Annotated in this window: 20 protein-coding genes and 1 tRNA gene; 10 read left to right on the forward strand and 11 right to left on the reverse strand. The window is 63.4% G+C overall.

The features are described 5' to 3' along the window. Positions 1-65: 65 nt before the first annotated feature. A complete protein-coding gene (locus QCE49_RS03800) occupies positions 66-1553 on the reverse strand; it encodes an RNA polymerase factor sigma-54 (RefSeq protein WP_175981825.1) in 1488 nt (495 codons plus the stop codon). Between the two features lie 450 nt (positions 1554-2003). On the opposite strand from QCE49_RS03800, the gene QCE49_RS03805 reads away from it, so the two are divergent. Together QCE49_RS03805 and QCE49_RS03810 are read left to right on the forward strand one after the other, a co-directional pair. Then, entirely contained in the window at positions 2004-2345 is a 342-nt protein-coding gene (locus QCE49_RS03805; protein ID WP_008350779.1) for a BON domain-containing protein, read from the forward strand. A gap of 322 nt (positions 2346-2667) precedes the next feature. Beyond that, a complete protein-coding gene (locus tag QCE49_RS03810; RefSeq protein ID WP_008350777.1) occupies positions 2668-2889 on the forward strand; it encodes a hypothetical protein in 222 nt (73 codons plus the stop codon). A 102-nt stretch (positions 2890-2991) separates the two neighbouring features. Here the strand turns inward: QCE49_RS03810 and QCE49_RS03815 are convergent, their stop codons facing one another. After that, the gene (locus QCE49_RS03815; RefSeq protein ID WP_008350776.1) at positions 2992-3444 is read right to left on the reverse strand and encodes a PA2169 family four-helix-bundle protein; all 453 of its coding nucleotides are present in this window, start codon (positions 3442-3444) and stop codon (positions 2992-2994) included. A gap of 183 nt (positions 3445-3627) precedes the next feature. Between QCE49_RS03815 and QCE49_RS03820 the strand changes: the two genes are divergently transcribed. Continuing rightward, complete coding sequence (locus QCE49_RS03820; protein WP_250456519.1) at positions 3628-3879, forward strand: hypothetical protein; 252 nt, start codon at positions 3628-3630, stop codon at positions 3877-3879. Between the two features lie 58 nt (positions 3880-3937). Here QCE49_RS03820 and QCE49_RS03825 read toward each other — a convergent pair whose 3' ends face one another. The 6 genes from QCE49_RS03825 to QCE49_RS03850 all read right to left on the reverse strand — a co-directional run bounded on the left by QCE49_RS03825 (position 3938) and on the right by QCE49_RS03850 (position 8121). Next, positions 3938-4513 (reverse strand): glycine zipper domain-containing protein, encoded by a 576-nt coding sequence (locus QCE49_RS03825; RefSeq protein WP_034471300.1) that lies wholly within the window; start codon positions 4511-4513, stop codon positions 3938-3940. A gap of 56 nt (positions 4514-4569) precedes the next feature. After that, positions 4570-4929, reverse strand: coding sequence for a DUF1488 domain-containing protein (locus QCE49_RS03830; RefSeq protein ID WP_008350770.1), 360 nt, complete (start codon positions 4927-4929; stop codon positions 4570-4572). Further along, positions 4926-5456 carry a DUF4142 domain-containing protein gene (locus QCE49_RS03835; RefSeq protein WP_051079046.1) on the reverse strand — a complete coding sequence of 177 codons (531 nt, stop codon included), beginning with the start codon at positions 5454-5456 and terminating at the stop codon, positions 4926-4928. The genes QCE49_RS03830 and QCE49_RS03835 overlap by 4 nt, the downstream gene beginning before the upstream one ends. Before the next feature lie 25 nt (positions 5457-5481). Further along, complete coding sequence (locus QCE49_RS03840) at positions 5482-6030, reverse strand: type 1 glutamine amidotransferase domain-containing protein (RefSeq protein ID WP_244807824.1); 549 nt, start codon at positions 6028-6030, stop codon at positions 5482-5484. A gap of 116 nt (positions 6031-6146) precedes the next feature. Continuing rightward, the gene (locus tag QCE49_RS03845) at positions 6147-7514 is read right to left on the reverse strand and encodes an MFS transporter (RefSeq protein WP_250456518.1); all 1368 of its coding nucleotides are present in this window, start codon (positions 7512-7514) and stop codon (positions 6147-6149) included. Between the two features lie 103 nt (positions 7515-7617). Then, entirely contained in the window at positions 7618-8121 is a 504-nt protein-coding gene (locus QCE49_RS03850; protein ID WP_008350762.1) for a YbhB/YbcL family Raf kinase inhibitor-like protein, read from the reverse strand. 281 nt (positions 8122-8402) lie between these two features. Between QCE49_RS03850 and QCE49_RS03855 the strand changes: the two genes are divergently transcribed. Next, the gene (locus QCE49_RS03855) at positions 8403-9881 is read left to right on the forward strand and encodes a sensor domain-containing diguanylate cyclase (protein WP_250456517.1); all 1479 of its coding nucleotides are present in this window, start codon (positions 8403-8405) and stop codon (positions 9879-9881) included. On the opposite strand, the gene QCE49_RS03860 is transcribed toward QCE49_RS03855, so the two are convergent. Next, on the reverse strand, positions 9882-10280 hold the full coding sequence (locus QCE49_RS03860) for a hypothetical protein (protein ID WP_239295192.1): 399 nt from the start codon (positions 10278-10280) through the stop codon (positions 9882-9884). A gap of 131 nt (positions 10281-10411) precedes the next feature. Between QCE49_RS03860 and QCE49_RS03865 the strand changes: the two genes are divergently transcribed. Next, the gene (locus tag QCE49_RS03865) at positions 10412-11092 is read left to right on the forward strand and encodes a TetR family transcriptional regulator (protein ID WP_008350756.1); all 681 of its coding nucleotides are present in this window, start codon (positions 10412-10414) and stop codon (positions 11090-11092) included. A 69-nt stretch (positions 11093-11161) separates the two neighbouring features. Here the strand turns inward: QCE49_RS03865 and QCE49_RS03870 are convergent, their stop codons facing one another. Further along, positions 11162-12019 carry a shikimate dehydrogenase gene (locus QCE49_RS03870; protein ID WP_250456516.1) on the reverse strand — a complete coding sequence of 286 codons (858 nt, stop codon included), beginning with the start codon at positions 12017-12019 and terminating at the stop codon, positions 11162-11164. Between the two features lie 249 nt (positions 12020-12268). Here QCE49_RS03870 and QCE49_RS03875 point away from each other — a divergent pair, with 249 nt between their 5' ends. Continuing rightward, positions 12269-14167 carry a bifunctional sugar phosphate isomerase/epimerase/4-hydroxyphenylpyruvate dioxygenase family protein gene (locus QCE49_RS03875; protein ID WP_033536690.1) on the forward strand — a complete coding sequence of 633 codons (1899 nt, stop codon included), beginning with the start codon at positions 12269-12271 and terminating at the stop codon, positions 14165-14167. 6 nt (positions 14168-14173) lie between these two features. On the opposite strand, the gene QCE49_RS03880 is transcribed toward QCE49_RS03875, so the two are convergent. After that, positions 14174-14491 (reverse strand): hypothetical protein, encoded by a 318-nt coding sequence (locus QCE49_RS03880; RefSeq protein ID WP_008350750.1) that lies wholly within the window; start codon positions 14489-14491, stop codon positions 14174-14176. Positions 14492-14631: 140 nt separating this feature from the next. On the opposite strand from QCE49_RS03880, the gene QCE49_RS03885 reads away from it, so the two are divergent. From QCE49_RS03885 to QCE49_RS03900, 4 genes are all read left to right on the forward strand, one after another. Further along, positions 14632-14706 (forward strand) — tRNA-Arg (locus tag QCE49_RS03885). Between the two features lie 123 nt (positions 14707-14829). Beyond that, entirely contained in the window at positions 14830-15627 is a 798-nt protein-coding gene (locus QCE49_RS03890) for a hypothetical protein (protein ID WP_008350748.1), read from the forward strand. Then, positions 15627-16373, forward strand: a complete 747-nt coding sequence (locus QCE49_RS03895) for a bifunctional 2-polyprenyl-6-hydroxyphenol methylase/3-demethylubiquinol 3-O-methyltransferase UbiG (protein ID WP_250456515.1) — start codon at positions 15627-15629, stop codon at positions 16371-16373. Before QCE49_RS03890 ends, QCE49_RS03895 begins: the two co-directional genes overlap by 1 nt. Before the next feature lie 585 nt (positions 16374-16958). Next, positions 16959-18041, forward strand: a complete 1083-nt coding sequence (locus tag QCE49_RS03900; RefSeq protein ID WP_250456514.1) for a glycosyltransferase — start codon at positions 16959-16961, stop codon at positions 18039-18041. Positions 18042-18043: the final 2 nt, after the last annotated feature.

The raw sequence follows: 18043 nt of genomic DNA on the forward strand, positions 1-18043 counted from the left end.
TGAAAGAGGCCGTCCGCGAAGGGACGGCCTCTTCAGCAGTTACCCGCTGTGATGGGTGAAACGCCTTACGCCTGACGACGCAATTCCGCAGGCGGCACCTTCATCAGATGGCGATACTTCGCTACCGTCCGGCGCGCGACGATCACGCCCTGATCGGCGAGCATCTTCGCGAGACTCACGTCGGAGAGCGGATCGCGCGTGTTCTCCTTCGAAATCATTTCCTTGAGCAGCGCGCGCACGGCCGCGGCCGAACACGTGCCGCCGCTTTCCGTCGACAGCTCGCGCGGGAAGAAGTGCTTGAACTCGAAGATGCCGCGTGGCGTCGCCATGTACTTGTTGCCCGTCGCGCGCGAGATGGTCGATTCGTGCAGGCCGAGTTCATCGGCGACATCGCGCAGCACGAGCGGCTTCAGCGCAATTTCGCCGTAATCGAAGAACGCCTTTTGATGCGACACGATGCATTCGGCCACGCGCTGAATCGTCGTGAAGCGCTGCTGCGCGTTGCGAATCAGCCAGCGCGCTTCCTGCAACTGCTGCGCGAGCGGCGAACGGCTCGCGCCGGCCGACTGCGCGAACAGTTCCGCGTACATCCGATGGATGCGCGCACGCGGCAACACCGCCGGATTGATCGTCACGACCCACTGCTTTTTCACCTGACGCACGATGACGTCGGGCACGACGTAGTTGTCCTCGCTCGACCCGTAGTTCTCGCCCGGTTTCGGATCGAGGCGGCGTACGAGCGCGCACGCGATGCGCAGTTCATCCGCGCTGCAGCCGATCTTCTTCTGCAGTTCCGCCTGCTCGCGGCGTGCGAGGCGCTCCAGATGATGCGCGACGATTTCCATCGCAACGGCGCGGCCCGGCGTGTCCTCGTCGAGCGCCTGGAGTTGGAGCGTCAGGCATTCCGAGAGATTGCGCGCGCCGACGCCCGGCTTGTCGAGCGATTGCACGAGCTTCAGCGCGATGTTGAGTTCGTCCTCGTGAAGCGCGGGTTCGATCTCCACGACATTCGCGAGGTCGCTCAAGTCCTGCCGCAGATAGCCGTCGTCATCGAGCGCTTCGATGATGAGCTGCGCGATGGCGCGATCGCGTTCGTTCAATTGATAAAGGCGCAGCGCGTCGTGGAGCGTTTCGTGCAACGAAGGTTCGATGCGAACCCAGTCGGCGGGATCGGAGCCTTCGCCGTCACCGTTGTTGCGCGACGCGCCGCGGCCGAACGGATCGGACGAGAATTCGCTGACGGAATCGTCGCGCGAGCCGGAATCCACGTTCGTTTCGGCTTCCATGCTCGCTTCGGGCGCGAGCGGCGTCTCGGTGGCGTTGTCGGATGTGGTCGACAGGGTCGAGTCGGACATCGAGCTGCCGTTGTCGGCGCCGAGCGCGTTGTCCTCGGTCTGGGACTCGTCGTATTCGAGAAAGGGGTTGGTATCCAGTGCGTTTCGCAGTTCCTGCTGGAACTCGAGCGACGAGAGTTGCAGAAGGCGAACCGACTGTTGAAGGCGCGGCGTGAGTGCGAGCGTTTGCTTCGCGCGTAGTTCGAGTGTAGGCGGCATTGCTTGCTAATCCTCGATTGTTCCAGACGTGATGGGCAGGTTTGCGACTACTAAAGCAACAGCCATGCCATCGAACGTTAAGGTCGTGCAGGGACTACGTTTTTCCTCACCCGCCCCCTTCTTTTGAAGCCTTTCCGAGGCCGCTTTCACGCAGTTTTTACACGCGCTCAGACAAAACCGCTGCGGGTTTCAGGCGCGTCGCGTTGCGTGCGGGCAAGCCTTCCGATGAACGTCGAAGATTTGTTCGCCTACGCACTCAGGCCTTGCCGCGCGGGGCGTTCAGGACGCTTCGGCTTCGGTCGGCTCGCGCGGCCGCCGGATCTGGCACGCAAGTTGCGGATCGAAGTTCACGATCCGCGTGCTACGGCGCGGACGTCATCGAAGAGCCGCGTCTAGCACGGAATGCGTGAACGCGGCGTCAGACCAAAATCGAAAAAAGGGAGTATCGACATGAAGACGACTCAAATCCTGAAGGCAGCCGGCGGTATCGCGTGCGTGGTGTTCGCGCTCAACGTCGGCGCACAGACCAACGCAGCGTCGTCGACGAGCGGTTCCGGCACGTCGATGGGCCAGAAGGTCGACGACAGCGCGATCACCACCAAAGTGAAGGCCGAACTGCTCGGCGCGAAGAACGTCAAGTCCACGCATATCCACGTCAAGACGCACGCGGGCGTCGTCTCCCTGACGGGCACGGTGCCGTCGGCGGAAGACAAGACCGCCGCCGAAGAAGTCGTCTCGAACGTCTCGGGTGTTGCTTCCGTGAAGAACCATCTTAAAATTGCCGCCAAGTAATGGCATAGTTCGTATGCCCGGCTTCGCCTCGGCGGGCCGCGGTTGAGTGCCAGCAGTACCGGAACCCGCGCGGGTTCGACGATTCGCCGCAAAAGGCGATGACTCGGACGAAGCGCGGGTTCTCGCTTGGAGGCATCGGTTCACGTTTTCGTCGTCCGGTGCTTCAGTCGCAAGTTCTCGCAAGACGCTTCACCAGTGCGCAGCACCTCGCAGCACTTCGAAACTCAAAAACGAGACGGCCGTTCAGGTCGACACTCAAACAGGCGGCTCACGAATGCGCAGTAGCCCGGCGTTCAGAGGCCCCGGCAAAAAGGAGCTCTTCATGAAGACGAAAAAGATGGCATTGATCGGCGCGCTCGCGCTGGCATTCTCGACGACGGCATTCGCCCAGGCAGCCTCCGATGCGGCAGCCTCGGCGCCGGTGGCGAAGAAGCAGAAGGGCACCAATCTGCATCAGCAGAACAAGGCGCACAAGCTGCACGGCGCATCCGCAGCGGCGGCGGCTTCGGCGCTCGGCACCAATGACAAGGGTCAGCCGCAGTAACCCGCGTCGTACTGTCGCTTGACGAACAAACGGCCGCTTCGTGCGGCCGTTTGCTTTCGAAGCGGCCCGGAAAGCCGGGCCGCGTGCTTCACCGCGTCAGCATCAGGACTTCGCGGCTGCGTATTGATCGCGCAGATCGCGGATGCGGTCGTGATTCTCCAGCACGCCCTGATACTGGCGCTCCACCACGGCGCGGACATCGGCGGGCAGGTCCTTGTCGAGCGCCTCGCGATAATTCTTCTTCGCTGCATCCTCGCCGCGCTCGCATTCGGCGAGGATCGCGTGATCGCTATGGCCGGTTACGGCCGACTTCACGTCGACCCAGCCGCGATGCAGCGCGCCCGACACCGACCCGCCGGTTTCGGGCTTGCCGCCCAGGCGTGCAACGATGTCCTGCAATTCGCGCGCGCCCTCTGCGCACTTTTGCGCGCGATTCTGAAACAGCAGCTTGAGGCTTGGATCACGCGTATCCTCGGCGGCCTTCAGAAAACCCTTTTCGCCGTCCTTCGAGGTTTCGACCAGATCGTTGAGTACCGATACGACATTCGTGCTCATATGAGACCTCCTTTTCGTTAGGACATTGCCACTGCGCAACCCCTGCGGGATGCGGCTCGCGGATTCATGACGCACGCGGCGTGCCCGATCGCGGGCCGCGCGGCATACGCCTTGCTGCCGTCACCGCACTACAGCGCGCGACCGGTTCGGGACGTGCGCACGACAAGGCAACAGGAGAACGCAGTGAAATTTTTCAACCGGCTCGCGCATCGCGAGTTTCTGGTGCTGGCGGCTGTCGCCGCATCGGCGCTGACCTTGCATATCCGACAAGAAAGCATCGACGCGCACGCGCGCTCGACACACGTTTCGCGCGCGGAATACGGACGCATCTGCGAGCCGCCCGTCGCACATGCGGAGAAGGCGCGCGTCCTGCCGGCCGACTGCGCCATTCGCGCCAACGTGCAGCCGAATCGGCCGAACGCGCCCTGGGTCTAGCACAGACGAAAACGCCCGCACGAAGCGGGCGTTTCATGGATACGGCGCGAAACTACGATCACACGCGCGATTGCGCGAACTCGCCAGCCGGTTGAGGCGGCTTCAGCGGATCGAAGTCGCTCCAGCGGCCTTGTTGCCAGCGGCCCGACGCGCGTTCGATGTCCATTCCGCCTGCTTCACGCAGCACCGCCGCGGCCTGATCGTGCGTTTCCGGCGATACGTGCACGGCCACCAGCACGCCCGCATGACGCGCGGGCTCTTCCGCTTGCGCCGCGCCGTGCGGCTTCTTCTTGGTATGCGACATCGCGCCGACGAGCGATCCGACGTACGCGCCGACGCCCGCCGCGATCACCGAAACCAGCAGCGGCGCCTTGAAGACGGCGAAGATGGCGGCGCCGATGACCGCGCCGACCACCGCGCCGATCGTCACGCCCTTGCCGGCGCCCTTGGGCGCGCCGCTCGCACCCGCATCGGTGCCGACATCGCCGCCGATCGGATGGCGTGCGTGCTGGCCGCTCGGATTGACGAAGAAAAGCGTCACGTCTTCTTCCAGGAAGCCGCGCGCAAAGAGCTTCTGCGCTGCCGTTTCGGCCGCGCGAAAAGTCTGAAATCGGCCCGCAATGATCAGGGACATGTTCCCTCCTTGTTGGCTTGGGTTTTGGGAATGCGTCGTTCAGACGACGAGGCCGCTCACTCGGGCTCCAGGCCGGCGACGCGGAACAATCCGCTCCTCAGCACGGCGGGCTGGCCGCCGTTGTCGTCGAGCACTTCGGCGCACACCGCGCGGATGCGCGACGCGCCTTGTTCGAACGCGGCGAGCAGATCGTCCTCGCGCGGCGATTTCGCGCCGAAGTGATCTTCGAGGGCTTCGGCGGTGATCGAGCAGACGACCGGCTCGCCGTCGATGAGCGCGGCGAAGTGAATCGCGAGATCGTCGCCGTCGTAGACAGGCGGTTCGTCGGCAAACGTGATGTGCATGGTCGAGTCCTCATAAGCGGGACGGGAAACGGAACGCAAGGCGGCGCGACCGGCGACGTGCGCGATCCTCATGACGCCGCCTTCGCTTTTGCGAGCTGCTGCGCCATCTCGTAGTGATGGCTGATGATCGGCAACGCCTTGGTCGCCGCGGCTTTCAGCGCGGTGTCGTTGCCGGTTTCGCTCTCTTTTCTGAACAGTTCGACGGCCTTTTGATGCCCGCCCACGGCCACCTTTTCAATATAGGCCTTGTCGAACTCGGCACCCTGGAGATTTTGCAGGCTGCCGATCACGGCGGTATCGGCGGCGGGCGGCGCGGTGATGCCGTGACGCTTCGCGAGCACGTCGAGATTGCGCGCGAGCTTCGTGTGATCGACGATCATTCGCTGTGCGAACTCCCGCACCTGCCGGTCGCTCGCATGCGTGAGCGCGAGCTTGCTCGCCGTGAGTTCGGTTGCGCCCGCCTGACCCGCGTCCTGCAGGAATTGCTGATCGATGGGCGAGAGCTTCTCGCTTGGCGTCTGTGCCTGCGAGAGCGGCGCGAAAGCAGCGGCGAGCGACAGCACGATCACGCGCGTCACGGATGGAAAGTATCTCGGCATCGGCGAGCCTCCGATGAACATGCGCTCAGGCGCGCGCCTTGCCGAGCGCGTCGATCAGCGCCTTGTTGAACGCCGGAATATCGTCGGGCTTGCGGCTCGTGATGAGATTGCCGTCGATCTGCACTTCCTGATCGACCCACGTTCCGCCCGCGTTGCGCACGTCGTCCTGCAGGCTCGGCCAGCTCGTCATCGTGCGGCCCGCGACGATGCCAGCCGAGATCGGCAGCCAGCCGCCGTGGCAGATCACTGCGATCGGCTTCTTCGCGCGGTCGGCGTCCTTGACGAAGGCTTGCGCTTTCGCGTCGAGACGGATCGCGTCGCCGTTGACGACGCCGCCCGGCAGGACGATAGCGTCGTAGTCGGCGGGATTGGCGGCGTCGAAGGTCACGTCGACATCGACCTTGTCGCCCTTGTCGACATGCTTGAAGCCCTGAATCTGACCGGCTTTCTGCGATATGACGTCCACCTGCGCGCCCGCTTCCTTGAGCGCGCGTTGCGGTTCCACGAGCTCGGCCTGCTCGAAGCCGTCGACGGCGAGAATCGCGACCTTGCAACCGTTGAGGGAATTGGCCATGAACACACTCCTTATTGCTGATTTCGACTCTTCCGCGCGTGCGGAATCCATGGTCGAAGTTCAGCAAAGGCTGTGCCCAGCGGAACGGCCGGGCGGCCTTGAGCGGGAAGGGCGGATCAGGCGGGCTCGACGCTGCGTTTGCCCGTCAGACGCAGCACGCTGACGACCGCTGCGGCAGCCGCGAACACGGCTGCGACGCCGAGCGCGATCACCGGGCCTTGCTTGGGCGCGACGCCGAAGATCAGCGCGACGAGCGCGGCACCGAGCGTCTGACCGGTGAGGCGCGCGGTGCCGAGCATGCCGCTCGCGCCGCCGCTGCGATGACGCGGCGCGGAGGCGAGCATCTGACGATTGTTCGGCGACTGGAACAGCCCGAAGCCGAGCCCGCACACGGCCATGCGCCATGCGACGTCGAGGGCCGTCGGATGCGCGCCGACGCTCGCGAGCAGCACGAGTCCGACGGTCAGTATCGCGAGACCGATGCCGCCGAGCAGGCCGGCCGAATACCGGTCCGCGAGCACGCCCGCGAGCGGCGCGACGAACACGATCACGAGCGGCCACGGCGTCATCAGAAACCCGGTCTCGACCTGGCCCATGCCGAAATTGTTCTGCAAAAGGAACGGCAGCGAAACGAACGCGAGCATCTGCGCGCAGAACGAACACACCGACGCGCCGACCGACAGCGCGAACACCGGAATGCGCAGCAGATCGACGGGCAGAAGCGGCGCGCTTTGCGTCAGTTGCCGCTTGACGAAGAAATAGCCGATGACCGCCGTCGCGATGAATTCGGCGACGAGATACGGCCGATGCTCGCCGTGCCCGATGTCGTCGACGGCAACGATCGCGAGGCCGAAAAAGAGCGCGTTCATGATCGCGCTGATGTAGTCGTACGGCTGCCGATGCCCCGGCGTGCGCGGCATCGCGTTCCAGCCGATGGCGAACGCCGCGACGCCGATCGGCACGTTGATCGCGAAGAGCCACGGCCACGTCGCGACCGAAAGCACGCCGGACGCGACGGTCGGCCCGATCACCGACGAGATCGCCACGACCGTCGCGTTGATCGACACGCCGCGACCGAGCTGATCCTGCGGATAGATGATGCGCACGAGCGCCGTGTTCACGCTCATGATGCCTGCCGCGCCGAAGCCCTGGACGACGCGCGCGATGGTGAGCGTAGCGAGCGAGCCCGACAGCGCGCACGCGAGCGACGACAGCGTGAAGAGCGCGAGCCCCGTCATGTACACGCGCCGGTAGCCGATGCGGTCGCCAAGCGAGGCGAGCGGCAGCAGCGATATGGTGATCGTGAGCTGATACGCATTGACGATCCAGACGGAGTCGGCGGGAGACGCGTTCAGATTGCGCGCGATGGTCGGCAGCGCGACGTTGGCGATGGCGCCGTCGAGCACCGCGAGCGTGATGCCGAGCGCGACGACGGCAATGGCCCAGTATCGCTGGGGCAGCGGCAGACCTTTATCGGAGTCCATCGATGGGCGGGAAGTGGCGGGCGGCGCATCGTGTGTCGCGCCGTTTTTTCGAATGGCCAGGACGAAGACGCCGCCACGCGGGGCCGCGTCTTCGCCCGCGTGCTTACTTCAGTTCGTAGAGGCCGGTGTAAGTTGCCGAATCGATCTCGTTGAGATGCGTCATGAAGCGCGCGACGGCATTGGTCACGTTGCCATCGAGCGGCAGGCTTTCCGCCGAGAGCGCGTGGATGCGAAAGATGTAGCGATGCGGCTTGTCGCCACGCGGCGGCGCCGCGCCGCCGAAGCCGACCGTGCCGTAGTCGTTGCGCAACTGCAGCGCGCCTGGCGGCAGCAGGCTGCCGTCGGCCTTGCCGGCGTTGCGCGGCAGCGAGCGCACGTCGGGCGGAATGTTGACGACGATCCAGTGCCAGAAGCCGCTGCCGGTCGGCGCGTCGGGATCGTAGACGGTGAGCGCGAGACTGCGCGTTTCGGCGGGCGGATCTTCCCATTGCAGCGCCGGCGATACGTTCTCGCCCGAGCCGCCGAAGGCCTGCTGGTCGAATTCCTGCGCGCGCGTCATGAAGCCGTTCGCCGGAAATTCGTCGGACCAGATGCGGAAATCAGCCATGAGAGTCGAGCCTCCTTCTTATAGCGATGTGGATGGATGCGGCACGGCGCATCGGACTGCGTGGCGCCGCGAGCCTCGCGTGAGCCGGTGCAGCAAACGTGCCCGAGGCGGCAAGGCGAAGCCAGTCGAGTGTAGCATCCGCCCCCGATATCCCGCATGAGCGCGAATGCCGCTGGACGGAATGCGCGAAGACGGCCGGAAGCGGGCGATCGAGCCCTCGAAATATGACGCGCGTTACAATAATGAGATGAATTCAGCCGGCGCGAGCCGAAAGGACGACCATGCCAAACGACCCGCGCCGCGCTGCCGGTCAATTCGTGCCGGCGAGCATGCCGGCGGACGACGCCGACATGTTCGAGCTCGCGCCCGTTTCGCTCTGGCTCGAAGATTTCAGCGCCGTGCGCGAGCAGTTCGAACGCTGGCGCGCGGCGGGCGTCGCCGATCTGCGGTCGTTTCTCGCGGAGAATCCCGGGCGTATCGCGGAGTGCTCGTCGCGCATTCGGGTCGTGAAGGTCAACCGGCGCACGCTGTCGCTCTTTCACGCGAAGGATGTCGATCATCTCGTGCAGAACCTCGATCGCGTGTTCCGCGACGACATGCTCGCCACGCACGTCGACGAACTCGAGCAACTCTGGGCGGGTCAATCGCGCTTCGTCAGTCAGACGGTCAACTACACGGTCGACGGCAAGCGTCTCGACGTGCTGCTCAAGGCGGTCGTGCTGCCGGGACACGAGGACACATGGAGCCGCGTGCTCGTCACGATCGAGGACATCACCGAGCTCGAAGCGATGCGCCGCAGCGCCGCCGCGAGCGAGCTCTATGCACGCGGGCTCTTCGAGCATTCGCCGGTGTCGCTGTGGGTCGAGGATTTCAGTTCCGTCAAGTCGTTGCTGGACGATGTGCGCGAGCGCGGCATCGTCGACTTTCGCACTTTCACGAACGTGCACCCGGAGTTCGTCGAGCGCTGCATGCAGGAGATCCACGTTCTCGACGTCAATCAGCACACGCTGCGGATGTTCGCCGCGCCCGACAAGGCGACGCTGCTCGCGCGCCTGTCCGATGTGTTCCGCGACGACATGCAACAGTACTTTCAGGAACAGCTCATCGATTTGTGGGACGGCAAGCTCTTCCAGCAGCGCGAAGTGCTGAACTATTCGCTCGAAGGCCACGAGGTGCACGTGCATCTGCAGTTCTCGGTGTTTCCGGGGCACGAGGCGCGCTGGGATCTCGTGCTCGTCGCGCTGACGGATATCACCGCGCGCAAGAAGGCCGAGGCGTATCTGGAGTTTCTCGGCAAGCACGACGTGCTCACGAAGCTCAAGAATCGCTCGTTCTATATCGATGAGATCAATCGTCTCGAACGCAAAGGCCCGTTCCCGGTGACGGCGATCGCCATCGACGTGAATGGCCTTAAGGCCGTCAACGATCAACTCGGCCACGCCGCCGGCGATGCGCTTCTGCGGCGCGCCGGCGAAGTGCTCGCCAAGGCGGTGGAGAAGCCGTTCCAGGCGGCGCGCATCGGCGGCGACGAGTTCATGGTGCTCTTGCCGGGCACCGACGAGCGCGGCGGCGAGACGGTCATCGAGAGCATTCGCCAGTTGCTCGAAGTGAACAATCAGTTCTATTCGGGCAATCCGCTTTCCTTCGCGACGGGCGCGGCCACCGCGCACGAAGGCGAGCGTCTCGAACCGATGCTGCAACGCGCCGATGCCGCGATGTACGCGGAAAAGCGCGCGCATTACGACGGCGCGAGCGAGTGATCACTGCGACTGTGTGACTTCGTCGATGCCGCGGCTGAGCGCCGGACACGCTTCGCCGATCTGCTTCTTGTACTCGGCGGGATTGCTCGTCTTCAGCTTGTCGAAGCGATCGACGGTCGGTTGCGCCTGCGCAAGGCCGAGCTTCCATTCGCCATCGAAATCGGGTGCGTCGGGATAGCTTGTCCGCACGACGTTCTTGAAGCGCGCGACCTTGGCGGCGTCGATATGACAGACATCCGCCGCGCCCCGAGCGATGTTCGCGCTCGTCATCACGCCTTCCGCAGCCGCCAGTTCCTTCGATGACGGATGGCCCGGCGGCATCGCGGTCTGCGCCATCGCACACAGGCACCATGTGGTCAGAACGGCGGGAACGAGTAGGGTCGAGCGCTTCGTCGGCATGTGATTTTTCGCTTTGTTCGTGGGGTCGAAAAATTATAGGTGAAGCCCTCCGTGCGCAACGTCTGTTATGGCGAGGATGCGTCAATATCGCGTGCTAGAATCGATTTTCAACGCCGTTCTCAGACAGAAAAATGAAAAAAGGAAGCAAGGCCGCTAGCGCCGCGCCCTCGTCGACCACGGAGCAGGGGCGGCGCAAGTACGATCCTGAGGAGACCAAGCGGAACATTCTCGACATCGCCACGCAGGAGTTCTCGGCGATGGGACTCGCGGGCGCGCGCGTCGATGCCATCGCGGAGCGCACCAACACCACGAAGCGCATGCTGTATTACTACTTCGGCAGCAAGGAAGGGCTGTACGAAGCGGTATTGGAGCAGGTCTATGGCGATATCCGCGCGCTCGAACAGGAATTGCAGCTCGCGGAAATGGAGCCGGAGGAAGCGCTGCGCGAATTCGTCGGCTTCACGTTCGACTATCACGACAAGCATCGCGATTTCGTGCGGCTCGTGACAATCGAAAACATCCACGGCGCGAAGTACATCGAACAATCGAAGACCTTCAAGGCGCGCAATTCGACGGTCGTGAAGACGATCGAAGATCTCATCGCGCGTGGCGTCGCTGCCGGCAAGTTTCGCGAAGACGTCGATCCGATCGACCTGCATCTGATGATCAGCTCGTTCTGCTTTCATCGCGTGGCGAACCGTCATACCTGGGGCGCGGCGTTCGGGCGCGATCCGTCGGGCGCGCGCTCGCGTGCGCGTCATCGCGAGATGATCGTCGATGCGGTGCTGCGGTTCATGCGGCGCGACGGCTGATTTCCCCGCGCGCAAAGCAAAACGGCGACGCTCTCGCGAGGTCGCCGTTTTTTCATTGCTGCCGATGCATCAGCGTTCCAGCAGGCTCTGGAAGTGCGCGAACATGCGCTCGGCATCCGGCTCCAGCCCGGTGAAGATGCGCAACGCATCGACCGCCTGACACACCGCCATCCCGCCGCCGCTCACCGTGCGGCAGCCGAGCGCCTTCGCCACTTTCAGCAGCTCGGTTTCGAGCGGGAAGTACACGATTTCCGCGACCCACAGTTCCTTGTGCAGATACTCGGCCGGCAACGGCAGGCCGGGCAGTTTCGCCATGCCGGTCGGCGTCGCGTGGATGAGGCCGCTCGCGCCGGCGAGCGTGTCGCGCAAGTCGCCGCCGCTTTTCACGACGCGATCCGGAAAGCGCGCCGCGAGCTCGGCGGCGAGCGAAGCCGCGCGGGCATCGTCGGAATCGAAGAGCGTGAGTTCGCGCGCGCCCATTGTGAGCGCCGCGTGCGCGACGGCCGCGCCCGCGCCGCCCGCGCCCAGTTGCACGACGCGTTCGAGCGGCGCGCCCGGCAGACCGCGCTGAAACGCGCGCGCGAAGCCCGACCAGTCCGTGTTGTAGCCGATGCGCTTGCCGTCCTTCAGCACGACGGTGTTGACCGCGCCGAGCGCGCGCGCGTCGGGATCGAGGTCATCGAGCAACGGGATCACGTTTTGCTTGCACGGATACGTGATGTTCAGGCCGTCGTAACCCATGCGCTCGGCGGCATCGAGCAGATCGGGCAGGGCGGACGGCTCCAGTTCCAGCGCCTGCAGGTCGATGCGCCGGTAGACGTAATTGAGTCCGAGGTTGCTGCCTTCCTTTTCGTGCATGGCGGGGGTGAGCGAGCCGCCGATGCCCGATCCGATCAGGCCGATGAGATACGAAGTCTTGTTGGTCATGCGAGCGCTCCGGCATGGATGAGCACTGCATGCTGCAGTGCGAGATGAATACGTCGCAGTGTGAACGCCCGCGCGAGGCTTGTCGGTTCGTGTTTCCACTGATTTGTACGGTCTAGTTAGTTTGTTATTATCTCGCAGAATGACATGGATTGCGCGCGTTCGCCATGCGGACGTCCTACACTGGAAGGCACCGCTCGATCCATCCCGCATTCACTGAATTGCAACGAGGAGGCAGCGATGCTGCGTTCGATCCGCACTTCCATCGCGACGGTTTCCATCAGCGGCACGCTTCCCGAGAAGCTGCACGCTATCAAGGCCGCCGGATTCGACGGCGTCGAGATCTTCGAGAACGACCTGCTGTATTTCGACGGCACGCCCGCCGACGTGCGCCGCATGTGCGCGGATCTCGGCCTCGAGATCTATCTGTTTCAGCCGTTCCGCGATTTCGACGGCGTGAGCGCCGAGCGTCTCGCGCGCAACGTCGAGCGCGCGAAGCGCAAGTTCGAGCTGATGCACGAGCTCGGCACAGACCGCATTCTCGTCTGCAGCAACGTGTCGCCGGATACGATTCGCGACGACGCGCTCATCGTCGACCAGCTCGGCGTGCTCGCCAAAATCGCGGAAGAAGCGGGGGTGATCGTCGCGTACGAAGCGCTCGCGTGGGGCCGCTACGTCAACTCGTACAAGCACGCGTGGAAACTCGTCGATGCCGTGAATCATCCGAGTCTCGGCCTCGCGCTCGATACGTTCCACACGCTGTCGATCCGCGATTCCGTCGACGAGATCGCGTCGATTCCGGGCGAGCGCATCGCGTTCGTGCAAATCGCCGATGCGCCCATTCTCGCGATGGACGTGCTCGAATGGAGCCGTCACTATCGGTGCTTTCCGGGGCAAGGCGCGTTCGATGTCGCACGCTTCACCGCGCGCGTGCTGGAAGCGGGCTACAAGGGGCCGCTGTCGCTCGAAATCTTCAACGACGGCTTTCGCGCCGCGCCGACCGCGATCACGGCGGCGGACGGCTATCGCTCGCTGCGCTTTCTGGAAGAGCAGACGCGCGAGCTGCTGGTTTCCGAAGGCAAGGCCGTGCCGCCGGAGCTGTTCAATCCGCCCGCGCCGCCCGAGCACATCGGCTTTCAGTTCCTCGAATTCGCCGTCGACGATTCGACGCGCGAGCATCTGTCGCAATGGCTCGGACGGCTCGGCTTCAGGCTCGCGGGCAAGCATCGCTCGAAGGATGTCGCGCTGTATCGGCATGGCGCGGGTTCGATCGTGCTGAACGCCGAGGCCGATTCCTTCGCGAGCGCGTTCTTCCAGAAGCACGGCTTGTCGCTGTGCGCGTCGGCGTTTCACGTCGATGACGCGAAGCAGGCGTTCGAGCGCGCCGCCGCGTATGGCTCGCAGCCGTTCTCGGGGCGCGTCGGTCCGAACGAGCGCGTGGTGCCGGGCGTGCAGTCGCCCGACGGCAGCCTCGACTATTTCGTCGACGAAGCGAAAGGCGGCCCGACTTTGTGGGAATCGGATTTCATCCTGACGGACATCGACGGGCCGTACGAAGTCGGGCCGCTGTCGCGCATCGATCACGTGTGCCTGTCGCTTCCCGCCGATGCGCTCGATACCTGGGTGCTCTTCTTTCGCAGCGCGTTCGGTTTCGAGACCGAGCCCGCCGTGCTCGTGCCCGATCCGTACGGGCTCGTGCGCAGCCGCGCGGTGCGAAGCCGCGATGGTTCGGTGCGAATCGCGCTGAATGCGTCGATGGATCGCTATACGGCGGTGTCGGAGTCGCTGTCGACGTATCGGGGCTCGGGTCTGAATCACGTCGCGTTCAGCACGCCCGATATCTTCGACGCGATTCCGCGCCTCGAAGCCGATGGCGTCAAATTCCTGCGAATCCCGCGCAACTACTACGACGACCTTGTCGCGCGTTTCGGCCTGCCCGACGAGCAGATCGATCAGATGCGCGAGCACAATATCCTCTACGACCGCGACGAGCGCGGCGGCGAGTTCTTCCATGCGTACACGGAGCAGCTCGATCAGCGCTTCTTCCTCGAAGTGATCGAGCGGCGCGGCGGCTACGACGGCTACGGCGCGGCCAACGCGGCGGTGCGGCTCGCCGCGCACGCGCAACAGCGCGCGCGTCAGTCGGCCTGAAGACGCTCAGGCGCTTGCGGTTTTTCCGCTGCCCGCGGCGAGTTCACGCTCGCGCCTGAGTTCTTCTTCGCGGGCGCGGCCGGCGGCCTCGAACGCGTCGATGTGCAGAAACAGCCGATGCACGGTCTGGATCTGCGTATGAGAGAGATGTGACCGACGTGTGATCGATGCGAGCCGCTCGCGCCAGTACGAAGGCGGCAGCAGCGGGCCGCCGAGATCGCACGACAATGAACGGCGCAGCACCAGTTCGAGGTGCGTCAGGTCTTGGTCTGCCAGCAACGCCGAAAACGCGCCCTGCGGCTTTGTATCGGGAAATGGGTCCATTACTCCGATGGCGGCGCGATCAGGCGGAACTTGATAGGTGCAAACCCTGGTTTTCGCCGATTTTTCGGATACGCGGCGAACGAAAGCGTTTGCTATACTCTGCGCTCGCTTCGCCGACGCTGTCGGCCCTGCGCGGTCCGCTCCCCGTAGTTCAATGGATAGAACGAGTGCCTCCTAAGCGCTAGATGCAGGTTCGATTCCTGCCGGGGGGACCACGATTCCCGCACGCCGTTTTTCCCCCTTCTTTTTCTTCGCCGTATCCGGTCCGCATTGGACCGCGCGCGCTTTCCCGTCGATAATGCGTCCACTCCGGTCACGCCATCACGGCTCGCGCGCTCATGACGGAAATTCAATCCGCGGTGCTCGTCTTCGTTCTCCTTCTGGCCAGCACGGGCATCGGCGCGATCGTGCGGCCGCTTCTGCCCGAGGAACACAAGGCGCAGGAGACGGTGCAACTGGTCCAGTTGCTCGTCGGCATGCTGGTCACGTTCGCGGCGCTCGTGCTCGGCCTTCTGACCGCATCGGCGAAAACGGTTTTCGACACGACCAACAACGACATGCGCAGCTACGCGTCCTCGATCATCGAACTCGATCGCACGATGCGCGACTACGGCGCCGAACTCGGTCACGCGCGGCAACTCCTGCGCAAATACACGGCGGCGGCGGTGGCGAGCACGTGGCCGAGCGAGCCGCGGCCGCCCGGCGAATATCCGGCGGTCGAGGCACCGAACAAGAACGACAGTCTCGCGAGCAGCACGCTCGGCGCCATGCTGAGCGAGGCGCAGCGCGAAGTGCGCTTGCTGGTTCCGCGCGATGACTATCATCGCCAGCTCGCGGTCGAAGCCGCCGCGCGCTTCGAGCAGCTGATCGCGCTGCGCTGGAAGCTGATCGAGGAGGCGCACGGATCGATTTCGTATCCGTTCGACCGGATTCTCGTCGGCTGGCTGCTCATCATCTTTCTGTGCTTCGGGCTGATCGCGCCGCGCAACGCGCTCTCGCTCGTGACGATCATGCTCGGCGCGCTGTCGATCGCGTCGGCGGTGCTCGTGATCCTCGATCTCGATACGCCGTTCACCGGGCCGATCATGGTCGGCAGCCAGCCGATGCGCGACGCGCTCTCCTACGAATCCCGCTGATGCTCTACGACGATCCGCGCCTCGTCGCGCTCTACGACGTCCTCAATCCGTTCGCCGCCGACACGGCGTTTTATCTCGCGCTGGCGCAATCGGCGCGGCACGTCGTCGATCTGGGTTGCGGCACGGGGTTGCTGGCTTGCGAGCTGGCCAAGCGCGGCCATCGCGTGACGGGCATCGATCCGTCGCCGCAGATGCTGCGCGTCGCGCGCTCGCGTCCCGACGGCGACGAGGTGACGTGGATCGAAGGCGACGCGAGCGCGCTGCCGTTCGTCGGCGCGGCCGATCTGCTCGTGATGACGGGCCACGTCGCGCAAGTCTTTCTCGACGATGACGCGTTTCTCGCGACGCTCAAAGCCGCGCGCCGGGCGATCCGGCCGGGCGGCGCGATCGCGTTCGAGAGCCGCCATCCGGCGGCGCGCGCGTGGGACAACTGGACGCGCGAGCGTTCGTCGAAATGCGTGAGCGCGCCCGATGGACGCGCGGTGGAAGTGTGGCAGGAGCGGCACGCCGAGCCCGATCCGCTTTCGACGGGACGCGTCGCGTTCACGACGCATTACCGCTTCATGCCGACGCCCGACGCGCCGGAGCAAACGCTGAGCGCCGTGAGCGAGCTGCGCTTTCGCACGCGTGACGAACTTGCGCGCTTGCTGACCGATGCGGGTTTCGCAAAAATCGACTGGTTCGGAGACTGGAACCGCGCGCCGGTCGATGAAGTGAGCCGCGAGTTGATCGCGGTGGCGCGCTGACTGGATCAAGTTCAATCCCCTGACTTAACGCGTTGGCATTCTGTCCAGCGGATCAATGTTCTTCGCATTGTTTGAACCTCGGCGCGCGGTGTCATGCGCGAACCCTATGCCTTTCGCCGGGATCGATAAGTTGACGCGCCGAAAACCTCGGACGTTTGCAATCTAATTCGCGATATTATCCTGATAATAGGCTTTATACAAATAGCAGTTGCGCATCTAAACCTGTACATCGGAAAACAATTTATCACAGAATAAACGCCGAAATTTCCTAAATCATCGTTGTATTCAGCGCATCATGATCGACCTGTGAGCATCGGCGATTACACTTATAGTGTTCAGGCCTTAGCGGAAGATGCGAAGGTTAATTCCGAAGGTCTGCTGAAGGGCAAGCGTCTGTTGATTTTCGGCAATTATCGCGCATGGCTCGGATCGTCAATTTGAGACCCAGTTAGACATCCGGCTGGTTCGGGCCTTAAGGCGCATAAAAGCAAATGGTTCGCACTTTATGAATTCAACCCGTCCCATCTCGGCATCGGATTTCTCGATGTCGCGAAACCTCTACAAGTCAGCGGTCAAGGAATCGTCATGATCGGGATTGTGATGCGTACGAAGGACCGGCCAGTCCTTCTGCGTAGAGCGCTGAAAAGCGTCATGCGGCAATCGTGGAAAAAATGGCACGTCGTCATTGCTAATACCGGTGATCCGCGAGTCGTTCAACGCGTGTTGGAAAGCTTGGGAGCCACCGACGGTCTAGCTATCGAGATAGTGCATCTGGACAAGGAGCTCAGCGCGGAAGCTGCAACGAACGCGGCGCTGGAGCGTCTGAGCGGCGCAGAGCATATCGCATTTCACGACGATGACGATAGCTGGGCCCCGGATTTTCTGGGAATCTGCGTTAGGCAATTAGAAACATTATCGGAAATATATCCGGCAACGGTGGCCGTGATAGCTTTGGGAAAACGCGTCGATGAGGAAATCGACGGTAACGTGGTGCGTGTCAAAAGCACGGAGCTGATGCGGCCGCATATGAGCGCGGGATTTATTTCGCTTAATGCGATGGTGGTCGAAAATCAGTTCAAGAACATTCAGCTACTCGTAAAGAAAAGTGCGGTTGCCAAAATTCGCTTCAATTCGCTATTCGGCGGAATGTCGGACTGGGATTTTCACCTTCGTCTGCTCATGGCAGGAGATATCTATGTTATTCCGCAGGTGCTAGTGTTTTCTCACGTCCGAAGCTCGGTACGCGGCCCCTATGCAAACCGTTCGGCCGCCGCTCGTGCATTTGCCGGGACCGTCGCAGAAGCAACGATTTTGGGAAATGCCTGGCTTAGAGCCGACATTTCATCGGGAACAGTCGGCCTTGGGTTTCTGAACAGCATTCGACCGGTTCTTGAGCACTTGTCGTGGTACGCGACGCAAAGCAGCAACTCGTCCCGAGCGATGCTCGAACGATTACACGGCGACATAGGGGCCTTGGGGGCGGAGCTGTCGAACGTGTCCGGCAGAGTCTCACGTCGTCCAGTGCGAAACGGGTTCAAGCTCGGCTATTTGTGGCTGCGCTCTGGCCGCGCACTTCATTACTTGCTTCAGTTCTTGCGGACGGCGAATTCGGTCGGCTTGCGGCAAGCCGTGGACCGAACAAAAACCTGGTTACTCCTGCAGCGATAGAT

This window comes from Caballeronia sp. LZ008, assembly GCF_031451435.1.
Classification (GTDB): Bacteria; Pseudomonadota; Gammaproteobacteria; order Burkholderiales; family Burkholderiaceae; genus Caballeronia; species Caballeronia zhejiangensis.

Coding starts and splice junctions, on each gene's coding strand:
- QCE49_RS03800 (WP_175981825.1), bottom strand. CDS start 1,553: ATGCCGCCTACACTCGAACTACGCGCGAAGCAAACGCTCGCACTCACG.
- QCE49_RS03805 (WP_008350779.1), top strand. CDS start 2,004: ATGAAGACGACTCAAATCCTGAAGGCAGCCGGCGGTATCGCGTGCGTG.
- QCE49_RS03810 (WP_008350777.1), top strand. CDS start 2,668: ATGAAGACGAAAAAGATGGCATTGATCGGCGCGCTCGCGCTGGCATTC.
- QCE49_RS03815 (WP_008350776.1), bottom strand. CDS start 3,444: ATGAGCACGAATGTCGTATCGGTACTCAACGATCTGGTCGAAACCTCG.
- QCE49_RS03825 (WP_034471300.1), bottom strand. CDS start 4,513: ATGTCCCTGATCATTGCGGGCCGATTTCAGACTTTTCGCGCGGCCGAA.
- QCE49_RS03830 (WP_008350770.1), bottom strand. CDS start 4,929: ATGAGGATCGCGCACGTCGCCGGTCGCGCCGCCTTGCGTTCCGTTTCC.
- QCE49_RS03835 (WP_051079046.1), bottom strand. CDS start 5,456: ATGCCGAGATACTTTCCATCCGTGACGCGCGTGATCGTGCTGTCGCTC.
- QCE49_RS03840 (WP_244807824.1), bottom strand. CDS start 6,030: ATGGCCAATTCCCTCAACGGTTGCAAGGTCGCGATTCTCGCCGTCGAC.
- QCE49_RS03845 (WP_250456518.1), bottom strand. CDS start 7,514: ATGGACTCCGATAAAGGTCTGCCGCTGCCCCAGCGATACTGGGCCATT.
- QCE49_RS03850 (WP_008350762.1), bottom strand. CDS start 8,121: ATGGCTGATTTCCGCATCTGGTCCGACGAATTTCCGGCGAACGGCTTC.
- QCE49_RS03855 (WP_250456517.1), top strand. CDS start 8,403: ATGCCAAACGACCCGCGCCGCGCTGCCGGTCAATTCGTGCCGGCGAGC.
- QCE49_RS03860 (WP_239295192.1), bottom strand. CDS start 10,280: ATGCCGACGAAGCGCTCGACCCTACTCGTTCCCGCCGTTCTGACCACA.
- QCE49_RS03865 (WP_008350756.1), top strand. CDS start 10,412: ATGAAAAAAGGAAGCAAGGCCGCTAGCGCCGCGCCCTCGTCGACCACG.
- QCE49_RS03870 (WP_250456516.1), bottom strand. CDS start 12,019: ATGACCAACAAGACTTCGTATCTCATCGGCCTGATCGGATCGGGCATC.
- QCE49_RS03880 (WP_008350750.1), bottom strand. CDS start 14,491: ATGGACCCATTTCCCGATACAAAGCCGCAGGGCGCGTTTTCGGCGTTG.
- QCE49_RS03890 (WP_008350748.1), top strand. CDS start 14,830: ATGACGGAAATTCAATCCGCGGTGCTCGTCTTCGTTCTCCTTCTGGCC.
- QCE49_RS03895 (WP_250456515.1), top strand. CDS start 15,627: ATGCTCTACGACGATCCGCGCCTCGTCGCGCTCTACGACGTCCTCAAT.
- QCE49_RS03900 (WP_250456514.1), top strand. CDS start 16,959: ATGATCGGGATTGTGATGCGTACGAAGGACCGGCCAGTCCTTCTGCGT.